Source organism: Comamonas denitrificans, assembly GCF_042654745.1.
GTDB lineage: Bacteria > Pseudomonadota > Gammaproteobacteria > Burkholderiales > Burkholderiaceae_C > Comamonas > Comamonas denitrificans.
On sequence record NZ_JBHSEY010000050.1, the window covers coordinates 1 to 16,763 of the forward strand.

The 16,763-nt window shown below is 62.4% G+C and carries 10 protein-coding genes, 1 tRNA gene and 1 pseudogene; 4 read left to right on the forward strand and 8 right to left on the reverse strand.

Annotated features, from left to right (window positions below):
• Positions 1-3 precede the first annotated feature (3 nt).
• The 3 genes from ACFO24_RS11025 to ACFO24_RS11035 all read right to left on the reverse strand — a co-directional run bounded on the left by ACFO24_RS11025 (position 4) and on the right by ACFO24_RS11035 (position 1,638).
• Positions 4-330, reverse strand: coding sequence for an Arm DNA-binding domain-containing protein (locus ACFO24_RS11025; protein ID WP_377738391.1), 327 nt, complete (start codon positions 328-330; stop codon positions 4-6).
• A gap of 233 nt (positions 331-563) precedes the next feature.
• A tRNA-Pro gene (locus ACFO24_RS11030) sits at positions 564-640 on the reverse strand.
• Between the two features lie 68 nt (positions 641-708).
• Positions 709-1,638 (reverse strand): polyprenyl synthetase family protein, encoded by a 930-nt coding sequence (locus tag ACFO24_RS11035; protein WP_377738396.1) that lies wholly within the window; start codon positions 1,636-1,638, stop codon positions 709-711.
• A gap of 215 nt (positions 1,639-1,853) precedes the next feature.
• On the opposite strand from ACFO24_RS11035, the gene rplU reads away from it, so the two are divergent.
• The 4 genes from rplU to proB all read left to right on the forward strand — a co-directional run bounded on the left by rplU (position 1,854) and on the right by proB (position 4,942).
• Positions 1,854-2,165, forward strand: a complete 312-nt coding sequence (gene rplU / locus ACFO24_RS11040; protein ID WP_207576101.1) for a 50S ribosomal protein L21 — start codon at positions 1,854-1,856, stop codon at positions 2,163-2,165.
• A gap of 18 nt (positions 2,166-2,183) precedes the next feature.
• Positions 2,184-2,444, forward strand: coding sequence for a 50S ribosomal protein L27 (gene rpmA / locus ACFO24_RS11045; protein ID WP_207576102.1), 261 nt, complete (start codon positions 2,184-2,186; stop codon positions 2,442-2,444).
• Positions 2,445-2,565: 121 nt separating this feature from the next.
• On the forward strand, positions 2,566-3,660 hold the full coding sequence (gene cgtA, locus ACFO24_RS11050) for an Obg family GTPase CgtA (protein WP_207576103.1): 1,095 nt from the start codon (positions 2,566-2,568) through the stop codon (positions 3,658-3,660).
• 151 nt (positions 3,661-3,811) lie between these two features.
• On the forward strand, positions 3,812-4,942 hold the full coding sequence (proB, locus tag ACFO24_RS11055; RefSeq protein WP_377738392.1) for a glutamate 5-kinase: 1,131 nt from the start codon (positions 3,812-3,814) through the stop codon (positions 4,940-4,942).
• Between the two features lie 109 nt (positions 4,943-5,051).
• Here proB and ACFO24_RS11060 read toward each other — a convergent pair.
• From ACFO24_RS11060 to ACFO24_RS11080, 5 genes and pseudogenes are all read right to left on the reverse strand, one after another.
• Positions 5,052-6,247, reverse strand: a pseudogene (locus tag ACFO24_RS11060) (alpha-hydroxy acid oxidase).
• 101 nt (positions 6,248-6,348) lie between these two features.
• Complete coding sequence (locus tag ACFO24_RS11065; protein WP_377738393.1) at positions 6,349-7,821, reverse strand: diguanylate cyclase domain-containing protein; 1,473 nt, start codon at positions 7,819-7,821, stop codon at positions 6,349-6,351.
• 71 nt (positions 7,822-7,892) lie between these two features.
• On the reverse strand, positions 7,893-10,151 hold the full coding sequence (gene pbpC / locus ACFO24_RS11070) for a penicillin-binding protein 1C (protein WP_377738394.1): 2,259 nt from the start codon (positions 10,149-10,151) through the stop codon (positions 7,893-7,895).
• Positions 10,152-10,263: 112 nt separating this feature from the next.
• Positions 10,264-10,566 carry a YciI-like protein gene (locus ACFO24_RS11075; protein ID WP_207576201.1) on the reverse strand — a complete coding sequence of 101 codons (303 nt, stop codon included), beginning with the start codon at positions 10,564-10,566 and terminating at the stop codon, positions 10,264-10,266.
• 27 nt (positions 10,567-10,593) lie between these two features.
• Entirely contained in the window at positions 10,594-16,581 is a 5,988-nt protein-coding gene (locus ACFO24_RS11080) for an alpha-2-macroglobulin family protein (protein WP_377738395.1), read from the reverse strand.
• Positions 16,582-16,763 lie beyond the last annotated feature (182 nt).

Consider the following 16,763-nt stretch of genomic DNA (forward strand, 5'->3'; position numbering starts at 1 on the left):
CGCTCAAATCCGCGCCGCGATGCCCCGCTGCGCACGCCGTTGGCTACATGCGTGAAATATCCGGGCTAGCTTGCGTGCTTGCACCGGGTTAAAGCCGCCAGCCTTGACGATCTTGGCAGTATCGCGTGCAGCACGGGCAGCAGCCAGCGCCACAGCCGGATAGCTGCCCAGCGCCATGCGCCCCTCTTTGCCGTCCCTGCGGTACTTCCAGAACCAGCGCTTGGAGCCGCTGGGGCTTACCTCCAGGTACAGGCCACCAGAATCGGCAAGGCGATGGCGCTTCTTGTCAGGCGGGCAGATGGCCTTTTTGCAAGCGGTGTCAGTCAGCATGGCGGTTCCTCCAGGACGGTGGGGGAACAGTTGCAAAAGTGGGTGCTACAGAGGGCAGAGGGGGAACAAAAACCCCCTTTTTTTGAATCCTGCCCGTTTGTTCCCCTATTTGTTCCCCCGCTTTAAGCTGGCTTGTAGTGTACCTTGCTGGCCCAACTTGAACACTAGAAGGCTGTTTCCCCAATGAAAAAGCCCGCCAACTGGTCTATGTTGGCGGGCTTTGTTTTATGCCTTGGTCGGGGTGAGAGGATTCGAACCTCCGGCCTCTACGTCCCGAACGTAGCGCTCTACCAGGCTAAGCTACACCCCGCGTTTTTGGAGCAAGATCTTTCAAGATCTGCCAAAGCCAGCGATTTTAGCGCGAATCTTGGCGCTGCTTTAGGTTCGGCGCAACAAAAGCTGGCTGGCCAAATCACGCATGGCCTCGGTGTAGGCATTGCCTGGCAAGGCTGCCAAAGCGGCAATGGCCCGCAGGGCTTCGGCGTGGGCCGCTTCACGCGTGGCATCCAAGGCGCCGGTGCTGCGCACGATGTGCAAGATGGCCTGCAGTTGCTCGGTGCTGCCGTTTTCAATGGCACTGCGCACCACGGCGGCATCGTGCGCACTGGCGCGTTGCATGGCGATGATCAGCGGCAGGGTGTTTTTGCCTTCCCGCAAATCGTCGCCCAGGTTTTTGCCCATTTCCTGCGCATCGCCGTCGTAGTCGAGCACGTCGTCGATGATTTGAAAGGCTGTGCCCAGCGCCTGCCCGTAGGTGGCGCACGCGGCTTCGATCTCTGCATTGACCCCGGCCAACTGGGCAGCAATTTGGGCGCTGGCTTCAAACAGCTTGGCGGTTTTGGAGCGAATGACGTGCAAGTACCCGGCCTCGTCCAGATCGGCATCGTGGGTGTTGATCAGCTGCATCACCTCGCCTTCGGCAATGATGTTGGTCGCATCCGAGAGCACTTTCAAAATGGGCAGGCTGCCCACTTCCACCATCATCTGAAAAGACCGGGTATGTAAAAAGTCGCCCACCAGCACGCTGGCCGGATTGCCAAAGGTTTCATTGGCCGTGGGGCGGCCCCGGCGCATGGTCGATTCATCGACCACATCATCGTGCAGCAAAGTGGCCGTGTGGATCAGCTCCACCACGGCGGCCAGCTTGTATTTGTCGGCGCTGGCCACGCCCAGGGCACCGGCAGTCAGCAGCACCAGGGCCGGGCGCAGGCGTTTACCGCCAGCGGCAATGATGTAACGCGCAACCTGCCCGATCATGGCGACGCTGGTGTCCAGGCGCTGGGCGATCACTTGGTCGAGCGCCTGCATGTCGCTGGCGATCAGCGCCAGGGGGGAAGAAGAGGGGGTCGGGGATGTCAAGATAGTGGCCACCATGAGAAGCCCGCCATTATAGGAAGCCCATCAATCCCTGTTGGGGCGGCGATCCCACAGGGTTTGGCAAATTTTTAAAATCCACAGTAAAATTGCCGGTTCCCGTAGAAATGGGTCTACGCGGAAAAATTCAAAACTCTGAAAGAGGTTTTATGTACGCGGTCATAAAAACCGGCGGCAAACAGTATCGTGTTGCTGCTGGCGAAAAAATCAAGGTAGAACAGATTGCTGCGGACGTAGGCCAGGAAATCGTGTTGGATCAAGTTTTGGCAGTCGGCAACGGCGCGGAACTGAAGATCGGCACCCCCCTGGTGTCCGGTGCAAGCGTGAAGGCAACCGTAGTTGCCCAAGGCAAGCACGACAAAGTGCGCATTTTTAAACTGCGCCGTCGCAAGCACTACATCAAGCACCAAGGCCATCGCCAGCAGTTCACTGAGCTGCAAATTGTGGCAATTGCTGGTTAATTTTTAGGAGCTTTAGTCATGGCACAGAAAAAAGGCGGCGGCTCTACGCGCAACGGACGTGATTCCAAGCCAAAAATGCTGGGTGTGAAAGCCTTCGGTGGTGAGCTGATCAGCGCAGGCTCGATCATCGTGCGCCAGCGTGGTACCAAATTCCACCCCGGCAGCAACGTCGGCATTGGTCGCGACCACACTTTGTTTGCTTTGGTCGATGGCCATGTATCCTTTGAAACCAAAGGTGCTTTGAACAAGCAAACCGTCAATATCAGCCCCGCTGCCTAAGCGCTGCTGAATGACACCAAAGCCCCGCTTGGTCGGGGCTTTGCTATTTTCCGGGTCTGCTGGCGTATGCTGCGGGCCTTGCTGCATGTGCAGCATTTTTTTGTGAAAGCCACGCCCCACCATGAAATTCGTCGATGAAGCCACCATAGAAATTGTTGCCGGGGACGGCGGCAACGGCGCCGCATCGTTTCGGCACGAAAAATACAAAGAATTCGGCGGCCCCGACGGCGGTGACGGCGGGCGCGGTGGCTACGTCTATGGCGTGGCCGATCCCAACCTGAACACCTTGATCGACTACCGCTACACGCGCCGCTACGAAGCGGGCCGTGGTGAAAACGGCATGGGCTCGGACATGTTTGGCGCGGCCGGCAAGGATATTACGCTGCGCTTTCCCGTGGGCACCATCATTGCCGACCAGGCCACGGGCGAGGTGCTGCACGAGCTGCTGGTGCCCGGCGAGCGCATCGTGCTGGCCAAGGGTGGCGATGGCGGGCTGGGCAATCTGCGCTTTAAAAGTGCCGTCAATCGCGCTCCGCGCCAGAAAACTGCAGGCCGCCCCGGTGAGCGCTTCAGTCTGCAGTTAGAGCTCAAAGTGCTGGCCGATGTGGGCCTGCTGGGCATGCCCAATGCGGGCAAATCCACCTTTATCACGGCGGTTTCCAACGCCCGCCCCAAGATTGCCGACTACCCTTTCACCACGCTGCACCCCAATTTGGGCGTGGTGCGCGTTGCGCCTGAGCAAAGTTTTGTGGTGGCCGACATCCCCGGCTTGATCGAGGGAGCCTCGGAAGGGGCCGGTCTGGGCCACCAGTTTTTGCGCCATTTGCAGCGCACGCGCTTGCTGCTGCACATTGTTGATTTGGCCCCGTTTGATGAGGGGGTGGACCCCGTGCAGCAAGCCAAAGCCATTGTCGGTGAGCTGAAAAAATACGATGCCCAGCTGTTCAGCAAGCCGCGCTGGTTGGTGCTGAACAAGATCGACATGATCCCCGAGGGCGAACGCGCCGCGCGGGTGCAAGATTTTGTCAAGCGCTTTAAATGGAAAGGCCCGGTGTTTGAAATCTCCGCCCTGGCGCGCGAAGGCACCGATTTGCTGGCCAAAAACATTTACCAGCATGTGCGCAAAGAGCAGCAAATCGAGAACCCCGACCCGGCCAACATCGACCCGCGCTTTGTGCCGGACGAGAGCGATCCGCGCTTTGCTTCGGGTGCCTAAGAACGTGTTCACGATCTGAGGCGGGCACGCACCAAGTCATAAGTTATAGCTGTTTGCGCTTTTATTTCAATGATTTTTAGTATAAAAAGACTTGAAAACGCCGTATTTAAAGCGCTAACAGCTCTCGTTTAATTTAACTGCTTTTCTCACCATGTCTGTTGTTCAAGAAGCGCGGCGCATTGTCGTCAAAGTGGGCTCCAGCCTCGTCACCAACGAGGGGCGCGGTCTGGATGAGGCGGCCATCGGGGAATGGGCCCGCCAGTTGGCCGCGTTGGTGCGTGGCCACGAGGGGCCGCCGCGCGAGCTGATCATGGTCTCCAGCGGGGCCGTGGCTGAGGGCATGAAACGCCTGGGCTGGAAAACCCGCCCCAAAGAGCTGCACGAGCTGCAAGCGGCCGCCGCCGTCGGGCAAATGGGCCTGGTGCAGATGTACGAAACCAAGCTGCGCGACCACCAAGTGGGCAGCGCCCAGGTGCTGCTGACCCACGCCGACCTGGCCGACCGCGAGCGCTATCTGAACGCCCGCTCCACCCTGCTGACGCTGCTGCGCCTGGGTGTGGTGCCGGTGATCAACGAGAACGACACGGTGGTCAATGACGAGATCAAGTTTGGCGACAACGACACCCTGGGCGCGTTGGTGGCCAACTTGGTCGATGCCGATGTGCTCATCATCCTGACCGACCAGCCTGGCCTGTACACCGCCGACCCACGCAGCAACCCTGCGGCCGAGTTCGTGCACCAGGCCCGTGCGGGCGATCCGGCGCTGGAAGCGATGGCGGGCGGTGCGGGTTCCTCGATTGGCAAGGGCGGCATGCTGACCAAGATTTTGGCGGCCAAGCGCGCGGCTGGCTCGGGCACCTCCACCGTCATCGCCTGGGGGCGCGAGCACGACGTGCTGCTGCGCCTGTGCCAAGGCGAGTCGATAGGGACGGCGCTGCTGGCCCCAACGCAAAAACTCCAGGCCCGCAAGCAATGGATGCTGGACCACCTGCAGCTGCCCGGTGCGGTGCAGGTCGATGCCGGTGCTGCGGCCAAGCTGCAAACCGCTGGCAAAAGCCTGCTGCCCATCGGCATGGTGGCGGTGAGCGGCGAATTTTCGCGCGGCGATGTGATTGCCGTGCGCAACCCTGAGGGCCAAGAAATTGCCCGGGGCCTGGCCAACTACTCCAGCGCCGAGGCGCGGCTGCTGTGCAAGCACAGCTCCAGCGAAATTGCCCAGGTGCTGGGCTACAGCGCCGAGCCCGAGATGCTGCACCGCGACAATATGGTGGTGCTGCACTGAAAAATACACCATCAATGGCATATTTCAGCGCCACATAAGCGCCTATAGCTATCAAAAAAACGGCTGTGATTCGAAAGAATCCAGCCGTTTTTTGTGTCTGGCAAGCGCTTTAGGCGTTTTTCGGGGCCACCGGATACGTTCCTGGCACCAAAATTTTGCTGTCCACGGTTTGGATATTGGTGTGGCCGCAAAACGCCATGCTGATGTCCAGCTCTTTGTGCAGAATTTGCAGTGCCTTGGTCACGCCCGCCTCGCCAAACGCGCCCAGGCCATAGACCATGGCGCGGCCAATCATGGTGCCACGTGCGCCCAGTGCCCAGGCTTTGAGCACGTCTTGGCCGCTGCGGATACCGCCATCCATCCACACTTCGAGCTTGTCGCCCACGGCATCGACAATCGCGGGCAGCGCGGCAATGGACGAGGGGGCCCCGTCCAGCTGGCGGCCACCGTGGTTGCTGACCACAATCGCATCGGCGCCGTTGTTGGCGGCCAGCACGGCATCTTCCACTTCCATGATGCCTTTCAAGATCAGCTTGCCGCCCCACTGCTGTTTGACCCAGCGCACGTCTTCCCAGGACAGGCGCGGGTCGAACTGCTCATTGGTCCACGAGGCCAGGGAGTTCATGTCCGACACGCCCTTCACATGCCCAACCAGGTTGCGGAAGGTGTGGCGGCGCGTGCCGGCCATGCCTAAGCACCACCGCGGCTTGGTCATCAGGTTGATGATGTTGGCAAGCGTGGGGCGGGGGGCGCGGTCAGGCCGTTTTTAATGTCTTTATGGCGCTGGCCAATCACCTGCAAATCCAGCGTCAGCACCAGGGCGCTGCACTTGGCATCTTTGGCGCGTTGAATCATGCGGGCCATGGCCTCGCGGTCGCGCATCATGTACAGCTGAAACCAAAATGGCGCGGTGGTGTGCTCGGCAATGTCTTCGATGGAGCAGATGCTCATGGTCGAGAGGGTGAAGGGGATGCCAAATTTTTCCGCCGCCCGCGCGGCGTGAATTTCGCCATCGGCGTGCTGCATGCCGGTCAGCCCCACCGGGGCGATGCACACCGGCATGCTGGCCTGCTGGCCGACCATGGTGGTGGCGGTGCTGCGCCCTTCCATGTTTACCGCCACGCGCTGGCGGAATTTGATGGCGTGAAAATCGCTTTCGTTGGCACGGTAGGTGCCTTCGGTCCACGAGCCCGAGTCGGCATAGTCGTAAAACATGCGCGGCACGCGGCACTCAGCTACTTGGCGCAGGTCTTCGATGCAGGTGATTTTGGAGAGATCGGCCACGGTGTACCCTTTATTTTTCATTGTGAAATTGAATGCCGCAATGGTAGTGGCTGGGCCACGGCTGCGTGGTGATGGATTTTTTTTGGCGCTTGAAATTTGTGCAGTGCGGCCCTCGCCTGGGCTTAAGGCGACACCGCTGCCTGGTAATACACCACCTGGCCGCGCCCGGCTTCTTTGGCTTGGTACAGGGCACTGTCGGCATGGCGCAGTAAGTCAGAAAAATTGGTGCCGTGCTCTGGAAACATGCTCACGCCGCCGCTGATGCTGTACACCTGCTGCAGATCCTCCCCGTGCCACCAGCACGGCGCGGCGCATGCGGCCAGCACGCGCGTGGCAATCTGCTGCACATCGACCAAGGTGCACTCGGGCAGCAGCAGCACAAATTCATCGCCCCCCAGGCGGCAAACGGTGTCCGTGCCCCGGGCCACTTGCTGCAGTTGCTGGGCGATGTGCAAGAGCACGCAATCGCCCGCCTCGTGGCCCCAACGGTCATTGACTTGTTTGAAGCCATCCAGATCGAGGTAGAGCAGCCCCACGGTGCCACCATCGCGCTGGGCCGCCGCCATGGCCTGCTCCACCCGGTCTTTGAGCAAGAGGCGATTGGGCAGACCCGTCAGCGCATCGTGCAGGGCCATGTGCTGCATGCGGTTTTTTTCTGTGCGCAAAGCTTGCTGGGCACGGCGGCGACGCTCCAACTCGCGGGTAAACAGCAGGGCCAAGCCTAGATTGCCCAGCACCAGCAAAACAGAAAAGCTGCCCAGGCTCCAGGCCGTGCGGTACCAAGAGTGCAGCACCGTCGCCTTAGCCTGCACCACATTCACCAACAGGGGCATCTGGGCCACATGCTCAAAGCTGTGGATGCGCGTTATGCCATCGCGCACCGACGGCGCAACAAACACCCCCACGGGCTGGGCGATGTAACGCTGAAAATTGGCGCTGCCCGCCAATGACCGCAAAGGTGCATCGCTCTGCGGAAAGCGCAGCAGCACTTGCCCATCACGGCGAATGATATTGATAGCACTGCCCGCGCCCATTTCCATACCGGACAGCCATTGCTCCAGCCGTGCTATCGGCACGCTGGCCACCACCGCCCCGGCAAAATGGCCATTCTTGCCATACCAAGCCCGCGCAATGGGCAGAACCTGGGGGCCATTTTCCAAAAGTGCCTGGGGGCTGCCAATGGCGACCGCCGCCACGCCGGCCTGGGGGGCTTGCAGCAGGGCTTGAAAAAAATCGCGCTGCCCCAGCGGCTGCGTGCTTTTGCCTAAAACCATGTCGCGCACGCCATCACCGTATTCATCCAGCACCAGCAGCTCGCTGCCCGACAAGGCCAGCACGGCGTGCATGTCCCACGTCTTGTGGTCACGGTGCTGCAAGACATTGCGCACCTGCAAAATATCGTGGTCCACCTCGGCCAGCACCCATTGCAGGCCAACGGCCAAGGTGTGGCTCAGGTTGCGGTTGGCCAGTTCGGCGCTGGCCAGGGCGTTTTCATGCACCACCCACAGGTTGCGCGCCAACAGCCCGGCGATGCCCAGCGAAACCAGCAAGGACAGCAGCACCAAGCGATGGGTCAGATAACGGACGAGCGACATGCGGTTTCACAGTGGGTGGAGCAATTCGGCCAAACTGGTTTCTATTGTAAAAATAAGTATTTATTGCGTCGCTAGGGTTTACCTTGTGGCTTGCCAGACAAACCTGCACCGCGCACTTGCACCGTGACGGCATCCAGCCTGCGCCCCTGAGCATCAACGATTTCTAACACATGCTGGCCGGGCATGGGCAGCCATGCCAATTGCGCCCCGGAGCCCAGAATGTGGCCATTGAGCCGCCAGCGCACCGCCGGGCTGCTGGCCCTGAGCCACAGGCGCTGCTGGGCGGGGGGAATGTCGGGATCGAGCGCCAAAATCGTGCCCGAGGCGGGGCTGTCAATGCGCGGTGCAAAGTTTTTTTCATCCTCAGCCGGTGCAGTCCGCGGGGCGGCACGTGGGGCGGCACGTGGGGCGTTATCGTCGCGCACAAACCGGGTCTGCTCGGTGCCGCTGAGAAACCATTCTTGCCGGTTGGCATCCAGCCCTTGCCCTGCGGCAAACTGCACGCTGTGCTGCACCACCCCGGCGGGTGGCGGGGGGGCCAGGCTGGGCTGCGCACGGTGCAAATACCCCAGCACCTCTGCCCACACGGGCGCGGCACCGCTGCTGCCGCTGACCTCGTGCATCGCCGCGCCGCTGGCATTGCCCACCCACACCCCGACGGTGTAATGCTGCGACCAGCCGATGGCCCAGTTGTCGCGCATGTCTTTGCTGGTGCCGGTTTTGACGGCGCTCCAAAACCGCGTGGTCAGCACGCTATCGAGGCCAAAGGTCGGTGCCCGGGCCAAGCTGTCAGACAAGATATCGCCCACGATAAACGCCGCCTGCGGGCCAATGGCTTGGCGCTGCGCCGGGGGTGCGCTGGGCGCTGGGTGCAACGGCGCTACCAGCGGCGCAATGGGCTGCCAGCGCCCCCCATTGGCCAAGGCCCGGTAGGCGTTGGTCAGGCGCAGCAAATCCAGCTCGCTGCTGCCCAAGGCCAGGCTGTAGCCGTAATAGCCCGCCGGTTGGGGCAAGTCCAGGCCGAACTGCGCCAGCTGCTGGTAAAAATCTTCCACCCCCACCATGGCCAGGGTGCGCACCGCCGGCACGTTCAGCGACGCAGCCAGCGCCACCCGGGCCGACACCCAGCCTTTAAAGCGCCGGTCGTAGTTTTGTGGGATGTACAGGCCCGCGCCGGTGTTGATGTGCGCCGCAGAGTCTTCAATCAGCGATGCGGCGGTCAAGCGCCGCTGCTGCACGGCCTGGGCATACAAAAAAGGTTTCAACGTGGAGCCGGGCTGGCGCTGGGCCAGCACACCATCGACCTCGTGCGCCTGGCTCAAGCTGCCCGACGATCCCACCCAGGCCAGCACCTGGCCGCTGGCGTTGTCCAGCACCAGCACCGCGCCGTCTTCAACGTTGTGCCCCTGCAGCTCACGCAGATGGCGCTGCAGGCTTTGCAGCGCTACCCGCTGCACATCGGCGCGCAGCGTGGTGGTGATGCGGCTGGGCAGGGGCTGCCCCTGCGGCCACTGCGCCAGCACGCGCCGCGCCCAATGCGGGGCCATGCCGCTGCTGGCTGGCCACAGGCGGGCGCTTAAAACCTGCTCGGTGCGCCAGCGCACCGCCGCACAATCGGGCGCGGGGCGTTGTTGCAAGGCGGCCAGGCTTTGCAGCACGCCACAGGCCCGCTGCCCAACCACTGGGGCCGTGGCGTTGGGGCCGCGAATGAGGGCGGCGGCAATGGCCGCCTCGTGCCCATCCAATCCATGCGGGGCTTTGCCAAACAGGGTGCGGCTCAAGGCATCCAGGCCGACCAACTCGCCCCGAAAGGGCACCAGGTTGAGGTAGGCCTCCAGGATGTCATCTTTGCGCCAGCTGCGCTCCAGGCGGGTGGCGGCCACGGCCTGGCCCAGTTTTTGCCCCAGGCTGCGCCGCCCGGCGGCGTTGCGCCAGTCTTCATCCAGCAAGCCGGCCAGCTGCATGGTGATGGTGCTGGCCCCGCGTGTTTTTTGGTGCCACAGATTGCCCCAGGCGGCGGCCGAGACGGCCTGCCAATCGACCCCGCTGTGCTGATAAAAGCGCTGGTCCTCACTGGCCAGCAAGGCCAGGCGCAGCGCGGCAGACACCTCGCTTAACGCCACCCACTGCCCTTGGCGCACCTGGGCGTTGGTGCGCAGGCTGTGAACCTCTTGGCCATCGGCGGCCAAGATCAGGGTGTGCGATGGGCGGTATTCGGCCCGCACTTCGCGGTAGCTGGGCAGCGCCTGGGCCGCCCACGGCAAGGCCAGCAGCAGCACCGCCAGTCCAGGCCGCTGGAGTGCTTGCCGTACCAAGGGGAGCCACGCCATTGCTATTTTTAAAGAAGCTGTTAGCGCTTAAAAATAGTGGTTTTTATGGTGTTTTTACCAAAAAAACACTTTTAAATCAAGCGGTAAAAGCTATTTTTTATGAAGTTAATTGTTATTCTGGACGAACCGGGGTGTGCGCCGCATCCCCCACCACCGTGGTCCACGGCACGATGGTGTGGCGCAGCACCAGGCCGTTTTGCACATAGGGGTCGGCCTGCACAAAGGCTTCAATCACGCTGGGGTCGGCGCAGTCAAACATGAACACGGCACTGTCCGGCGGGTTGCCCGTTGTGCCCCCCAGCACCAGCTCGCCCCGGCCTTGGGCGGCCCAGGCACCGGCCAGGTGGCCATTGCGGAATTCGCCCCGGCGCTGCAGGTAGTCGGCGCTGTAGTGGTAGGTCAAGAGGTAGTGCATACAAAAAGCTCCTTTAAAGCAAAAAATTCAAGGGGTGGCAATGGTCCAAGGTGGGTTGGGCATTTCGCCAAACACCTCGGGGGCGTACAAGGCCTCCACCCGCGAGGCGGGCAAGGCAAAACGACCGGCATTGTTCAACCGCAGGGTGTATTCGACGCTGACTTTGCCCTGGCCCAAATACCCCCAATAGGCCCGGTAACTGTCCTGCCCCCGCTCTACAAAGGTGGGTTGGTGCCACCAGGTCGCCTGTGCGTTTTGTCCTGCGGTGGCAATGGCCGAGTCACGCCCCAGGCCGCTGCCCAGGATGGTGGCCCCGGCAGGAATGGGGTCGTTCACGGCCACCCAGGTCATGTCAGCGCTGGCCTCAATGTCCAGCCGCACGCGCACGAGGTCGCCACGCTGCAGGTTTTGCAGGTCGGCACCTTGCAATGGGGTGACCACTTTGTGCAAGCGGTAACCCGCATCCAGCGGCGTGGTGCGGGCCACGGCGGCAATGGATTGGATGGCCACCCACGGCTTGCCGGTGCCCCGGTGCTGCACGCTCAATTGCCCCATCGCCCGCTCGCCCCAAGGCAGGAACAAGGTGTTGGCGGGCAACGGCGCATCCAAGGCACTGCTGCCGGTGGGCAGCAAGCGGCTGGGCTGGGCCTGCACTGGGGCGGCTGCGGCTGGGGCAGCGCTGCCGGTGGGCTGCAGCGTTTGCCAATCCAGGGTGTGCGTGGTGGCATTGAGCATGGCGGTGGTGTCGCCGCTGACCGGGTCGCGCTCATAGATGCTGCTGAACTGGCGCAGCGCCAGCCCGGCCCACAGATTGGCGGTGGTGGTGGCCCAGGCCCCGCTTTTTTGCCGCGCCAGCAGGCCGGTGACCAGGCGGGGGCGCTCAGCGTCCCACTCGGCTTGGCCGATGGTGGCCAGCAGCAGGCGGGCGGCGTTCACGTCCGGCCCTTGCATCAGCCACCACCAGTGGTCTTGCGCGTCGGTAGAGAAGCCCACTTGCGTGCCTTGGTAGGCCAAGCGGTTGCGCAAGATTTGCCAAGCCTCTTGCTGCCGCTGGGCGCGGCCCGGCACTTGCACGTGTTCGAGCACGGTGAGCCAGTCCAGCACGCTGTGCGTGGGCCAGCGCACGGGGTCGATGTCCAGGCTGTCCAGCAGCGCCGGGGTGGCTTTGCCATCGAGCGCCAAGGCGGCAATGGCGCTCAACTTGCGTGCGGTCATATCTTGCTGCGGGCTCCAGAACGTGCGCTGCAGTTTGCCGGTGACAAAGGCAATCAAGGCATGCTGCATTTGCGCCTGCTCGGCCGGCGGCAGGGTAAAGCGCGGATCGGTCTGGCGCATGAAGTGCGAGAGGGTGAGCAAGTGCGCCGTCAGCGTGTCACTGCCTTGGCTGCGCGGCCCCTCTGCGGCTGGGAAATACATGGCCAGGCCATCGTCATCCAGGTACGTGGGCAAGCGGCCCATGATGCTGCCCCACAAATCCGCATCGTTCAGCCCCACCGCTCGGCTGGTGGTTTGCTCCAGGCAGCTGTAGGGGTAGCGCTGCCACCAGGTGCGCAAACCGGGCACGCCCTGCTGCGGGTCGGCCAGGCGCTCGCTGAACGCCAGGCGCAAGCCGCCTTTGCCCAGCACGGCCTGGGCGGGCCATTGCACCGGCATGTCCAGGCGGCCCTCCATTTGCACCAGCGTGGCTTGCTGCACCGTTAAGGGCACGGCGGGCAGCAGGCGCTGGCCCACGATGAGCGCATCGCTGGCGCCGCTGGTGCGATCGGTGGCCTGCACCGTCCAGCGCACCGTGCCTTCGTCCGCTTGCGCCAGGGCGATCGGCAGCTGCACGGGCCACTCCAGCGTTTTGGCCTCGCCCGCCGGAATATCGACGTTCTGCGCCGCCAGTTCCAGGCCCGTGGCCTGGGGTTGGAGCTGCACTTGCATGGGCTGCGCGGTGGTGTTGCGCACGGTGAACAGGGCCATGAACTGGTCGCCCTCACGCACCACGGGGGGCAGGCCGCTGATCAGCTGCAAATCTTGGGTGGTGGCAATCGTGGTGCTGCCAGTGCCAAAGCGGTCATCGCCCTCATCGGCAATGGCCACAATCTCAAAGCTGGTGAGGGCATCATTGAGCGGCACCTGCACCTGGGCCCGGCCCTGGGCATCAAGCGGCACCACGGGCTGCCACAGCAGCAAGGTATCAAACAATTCGCGCGTACTGCTGCGGCCACCGCCACCACCCGGGGCAGCCGCTTTCAGCCCGTAGTGGCGCCGGCCCACAATCTCGGACTGGGCGGTGGCGGTGCTCACGCTCCAATCGCGCTGGCGCCACAGCCCGTCGGCCAAGTTCCAGGTGGTGTTGGGCATCAGCTCCAGCAGGGCTTTATCGACAGCGGCGATGGCCACCTGGGCATGCGCGGCGGGCTGCCCGTCTGCGCGCAGCACTTGGATATTCACTTGCACCGGCTCACGCACTTGGTAGCGGGGTTTATCGGTGCTGATGTTCACCGCTAGCTTTGTCGTAGCGTCTTGCACCTTGATTTCAGCCACTCCAAGGCGAAAAGAGGGTTTACTCAAGTCCACCATGGCGGTAGGCGCTATGTATTCTTTATTGCCATGCCAGTAAGCGTCCCACCACTGGCGCGGCGCTTTAAAGCCCCAGGTAAAAAAGCTGTACCACGGCACCTCGTACAAGCGCCCGCGCAGGGCCAGCACACTCACGTACACATTCGGGCCCCAACCGGCTTGCACCGGCAGCTGCAGCACGGGCTTGCTGCCTTTGAGGGTGACCACCTCGGTATGCAGCACGCCCTCGCGCTCCACAGTGACCAGGGCGGTGGCCTCACGAAAAGGCATGCGCACTTGAAAGCGTGCCGTCTGGCCGGTGCTGTAGTGGGTTTCCTCGGGCAGCAGATCCATGCGGTCATGGTCCTCGCCGCCAAACCACAGCTCGCCCTGCCCCGTCACCCACACCGAGGTGGCGGCCTGGGCAGTGCGGCCCTCTGAATCGGTGGCGGTCACCACCAGCTCCACCTCACCCGGTTGGGTCAAATTGACTTCGCAGAGCAACAGACCACCGCTGTCGCTCTTGCCGCTGCACAGCGTGCCCAACGGGGTCTGTTCGGTCTGGTTGTCATAACTGTAAAACCCACCCACCAAGCGTTTGCGCGTGCTGGTGGTGCGCGAGAACACGCCTTCCACCTTCATCGCCACCCCGGCTTGCGGGCGGCCTGCGGTATCGACCGCCACGGTTTGCAACTTCAGCTTGCGCTCAACCGACACCCAGTCATCGGCCAAGATGCCGGGCAGCACCGCCGCCGGCCACAGGGTATGGGTGCTGCGCAGGGTTTGGATTTCGCCGTTGGGGTCGGCAAAATTGGCCTCCAGCAGCAGCTCGCGCGGGCGCTGCAAAGTACCCACATCGGGCAAGAGCACCTGGCCCTGGCCCTGGGCATCCAAGGTTGTGGGCAGCTTGTCGGCCAGCAGGCGTTCGGGCGGCGCATCCTGCTCTGCACGCTGCGCACTGCTGGGCGCGCCAAAGCTGTAACTCGACCAGCGCGGAAAAGACACCCCCTGCTCCCGCAACAAGGCATTGACCTGCACCTGCTGGCCTTTGGCCGAGCCGCCATTGAGGTAATGCAAGCTCACCGCCACCGGCATTGCCCCCGGCTGCACCAGCGGCGCTTTGGGCACGGGCTGCACACTGCCCTCCAGCACCGGCAGGCGAAACTCCTCCACACGAAATTGCCCCGTGTGCAGCGCAAACCGCCCGGTGGCATCGCCATCGACCAGCTCAATCCGGTACGCGCCCAACTTGGCAGCCGGGGGCACGGCAAAGCGGTTCACCGCATAACGGGCCGTGCCGTCCTCTTTCACCCATTCGATCGGAACTTCATAGCGCTGCCCGCTGCCCACATGGGTGATGGCCACCGCCGTCGCCGTCACATCGGGCAAAGCACGCAAGCCCTCCATGCTTTGCGCTCGGACAAAGTGCTTCATCGACACCGTCTCGCCCGCCCGCACCAGGCTACGATCGAGCACCGTGTGGGCCACGATTTCGGTGTCATTGCTCCAGCCCTGGGGCAGATTGAACCGCCAAGGCTCAATCCCGCGCTGCCAGTTGCTCCAGATAAAAGCCATGTCGCCCTCGGCCCGGGCACTGATAAACCAGTTGCCGCTTTCTGCTTCGCCATTGCACTGCGGTGCCTCGCGGACAATGTCCGGCAACAACAGCAGCCCATCACCATCGGTCAGCCCTTGGGCCTGGAGATGCCCGGCGCAGGTCGAAATTTGCACCTGCGCCCCGGCAACCGGCCGCCCCCGATCCAAACTGGTAACCCAGACGGCAGAATTTTCTTTGCCCAACTTGGCATGCACGGCCAAATTCGTCACCAACGCAGAGGTGCGCACAAACATCCGCCGCTCGGCCCCCAGTCGCTCATCGAGCAAGGCTGCGCCCAAGTTGGGCGAATCAATCTCTAACACATGAAAGCCCGGCTGCTTGAGTGGCACGCCCACCACTTCAAACGGCCGAGGATCGCCCTCTTTCGGGCTGGGCAACAGCACCTGCTGCACCCCCGGCTGGCCCCGCAGGAGCGAGAGCACCCGCGTCGCAACGCTGTCTTGCGTCACCTCGCGGTAATCCACGCCCTCGTCACCCTCTTCCGTGTCCGAGCGGAGCCGCTTCGGCAAGGGGGTCGGCAAAGGGCCTTGCACATCCTGAGCAGCCTGCTTGCGATCGACATGGCCCCAGCGGTAACGCGCCAATTTATTCCACCAGGCGATGATGTCGGCATCCTCCGTCAGCACCAAATCGCGCAACTGCGCTTTGGCCGCTGGTTGGTCCAGGCCTTCAATATGGCGCACCGTCAATGGCAGTACGGCCACGCCATCGCCGGTGCGCCCGCCCTGCGCCTGCGCAAAACGCTCTAAAACCCCAAACTCAGCACTGGCAAATTTCGCCAACGCCGGGGCCCGGCCCGTTTTCAAGGCCAAAGGAAAGTTGGCCGCATTGACCAAGGGACGGCCACTGTCATCGGTAAAGGGAGCAGGCAGCTCAAGCCGGTAGCTGGTCTCTGGCAACAAGCCCGCCGGGCCAAAGACCAAATTGCGCACAGCGTTGGCATCTTCCGCATCCAGTTTTGGCGCCAACGTCGCCCCCCCGCCCACCAAGCGAACCTGGGCCGCCAAGGCTTTATCAATCGGCGCACTCAAGTTCAAATCAATGGAACGAATCGGCAGACAACCGGCGTTCGCATTCTCACGCTCACACACCATTTCTGCGGTAAAGGCATCGCGCACCGAAAACTCCAGCGCACGGCTTTTGCGACTGACCACCCCCGCAGCGGTTTGCACCCCAGCATCGATCACCAATTGCACCTTGCTGCCCGCCGTCAGCCGCCGATTGCACGCCAACAGCACCCATTGACCCGGCTCTTGCGCCACCTGCCCATCCAAGTGGAGCCCTTGCACAATCTCTTGCGCCACCGCACCCTCCACCCAGCGCACGGGAATGCGCTCGCCCACCTCCTGGCTGCGGCAATAGGCATGCGCTTGCACACTCTGCGGCGTTGGCACGGCGTTAAAGCGCAGGACAAACACCTGCTCTTCCTCAATCGACTCGTAGCTAAAAGGCCAAACCTGCGTGACATCAGGGCCCGCCACCTCAAATTGATAGCGTGCAGCACCCTTCAGAGTTTGCTTTTCTGGTGATTGAAAAGTTTTATTCAACTGCACCTGGCAGCGCACCCCCGGCGGTACAGGACGCTCAAACTGCCACACCCATTCGCGAGCGCTGTTCCAGCGGCTGGTGCCTTGGGCGCTTTTTTCGTCAGAACAAGTCACTGCTGCGGGCGCTGCAGCCTGCGGGTCACCAAAGCGCACAGCATCTTGATCCGTGCGCAACACCACTTGGCGCACTTCATTCACCACCCCTTGGGGCGAGAGCTTTTGCACCTGCAACGCCTGCACCGGCAGCGCCAATAATCCTGCCGCTACCAGCCCCCAGCCCGCCAATACCCGATGGTGAAACATGTTCCCGCTCCCGCCCCCATAGAAGAAGCGCAAGCCTACCACCATCTTTTATCAATAGCTATTTGCGCAGCCAGTCCGCCACTTTTAGTGACAAATTAACTTCAAACTCTTAGCCAGCAAGCGCAAGGCGCTACAAAAACAAAACCCCCAGTCTTTTGGGACTGGGGGTTTGCTTTGCTATA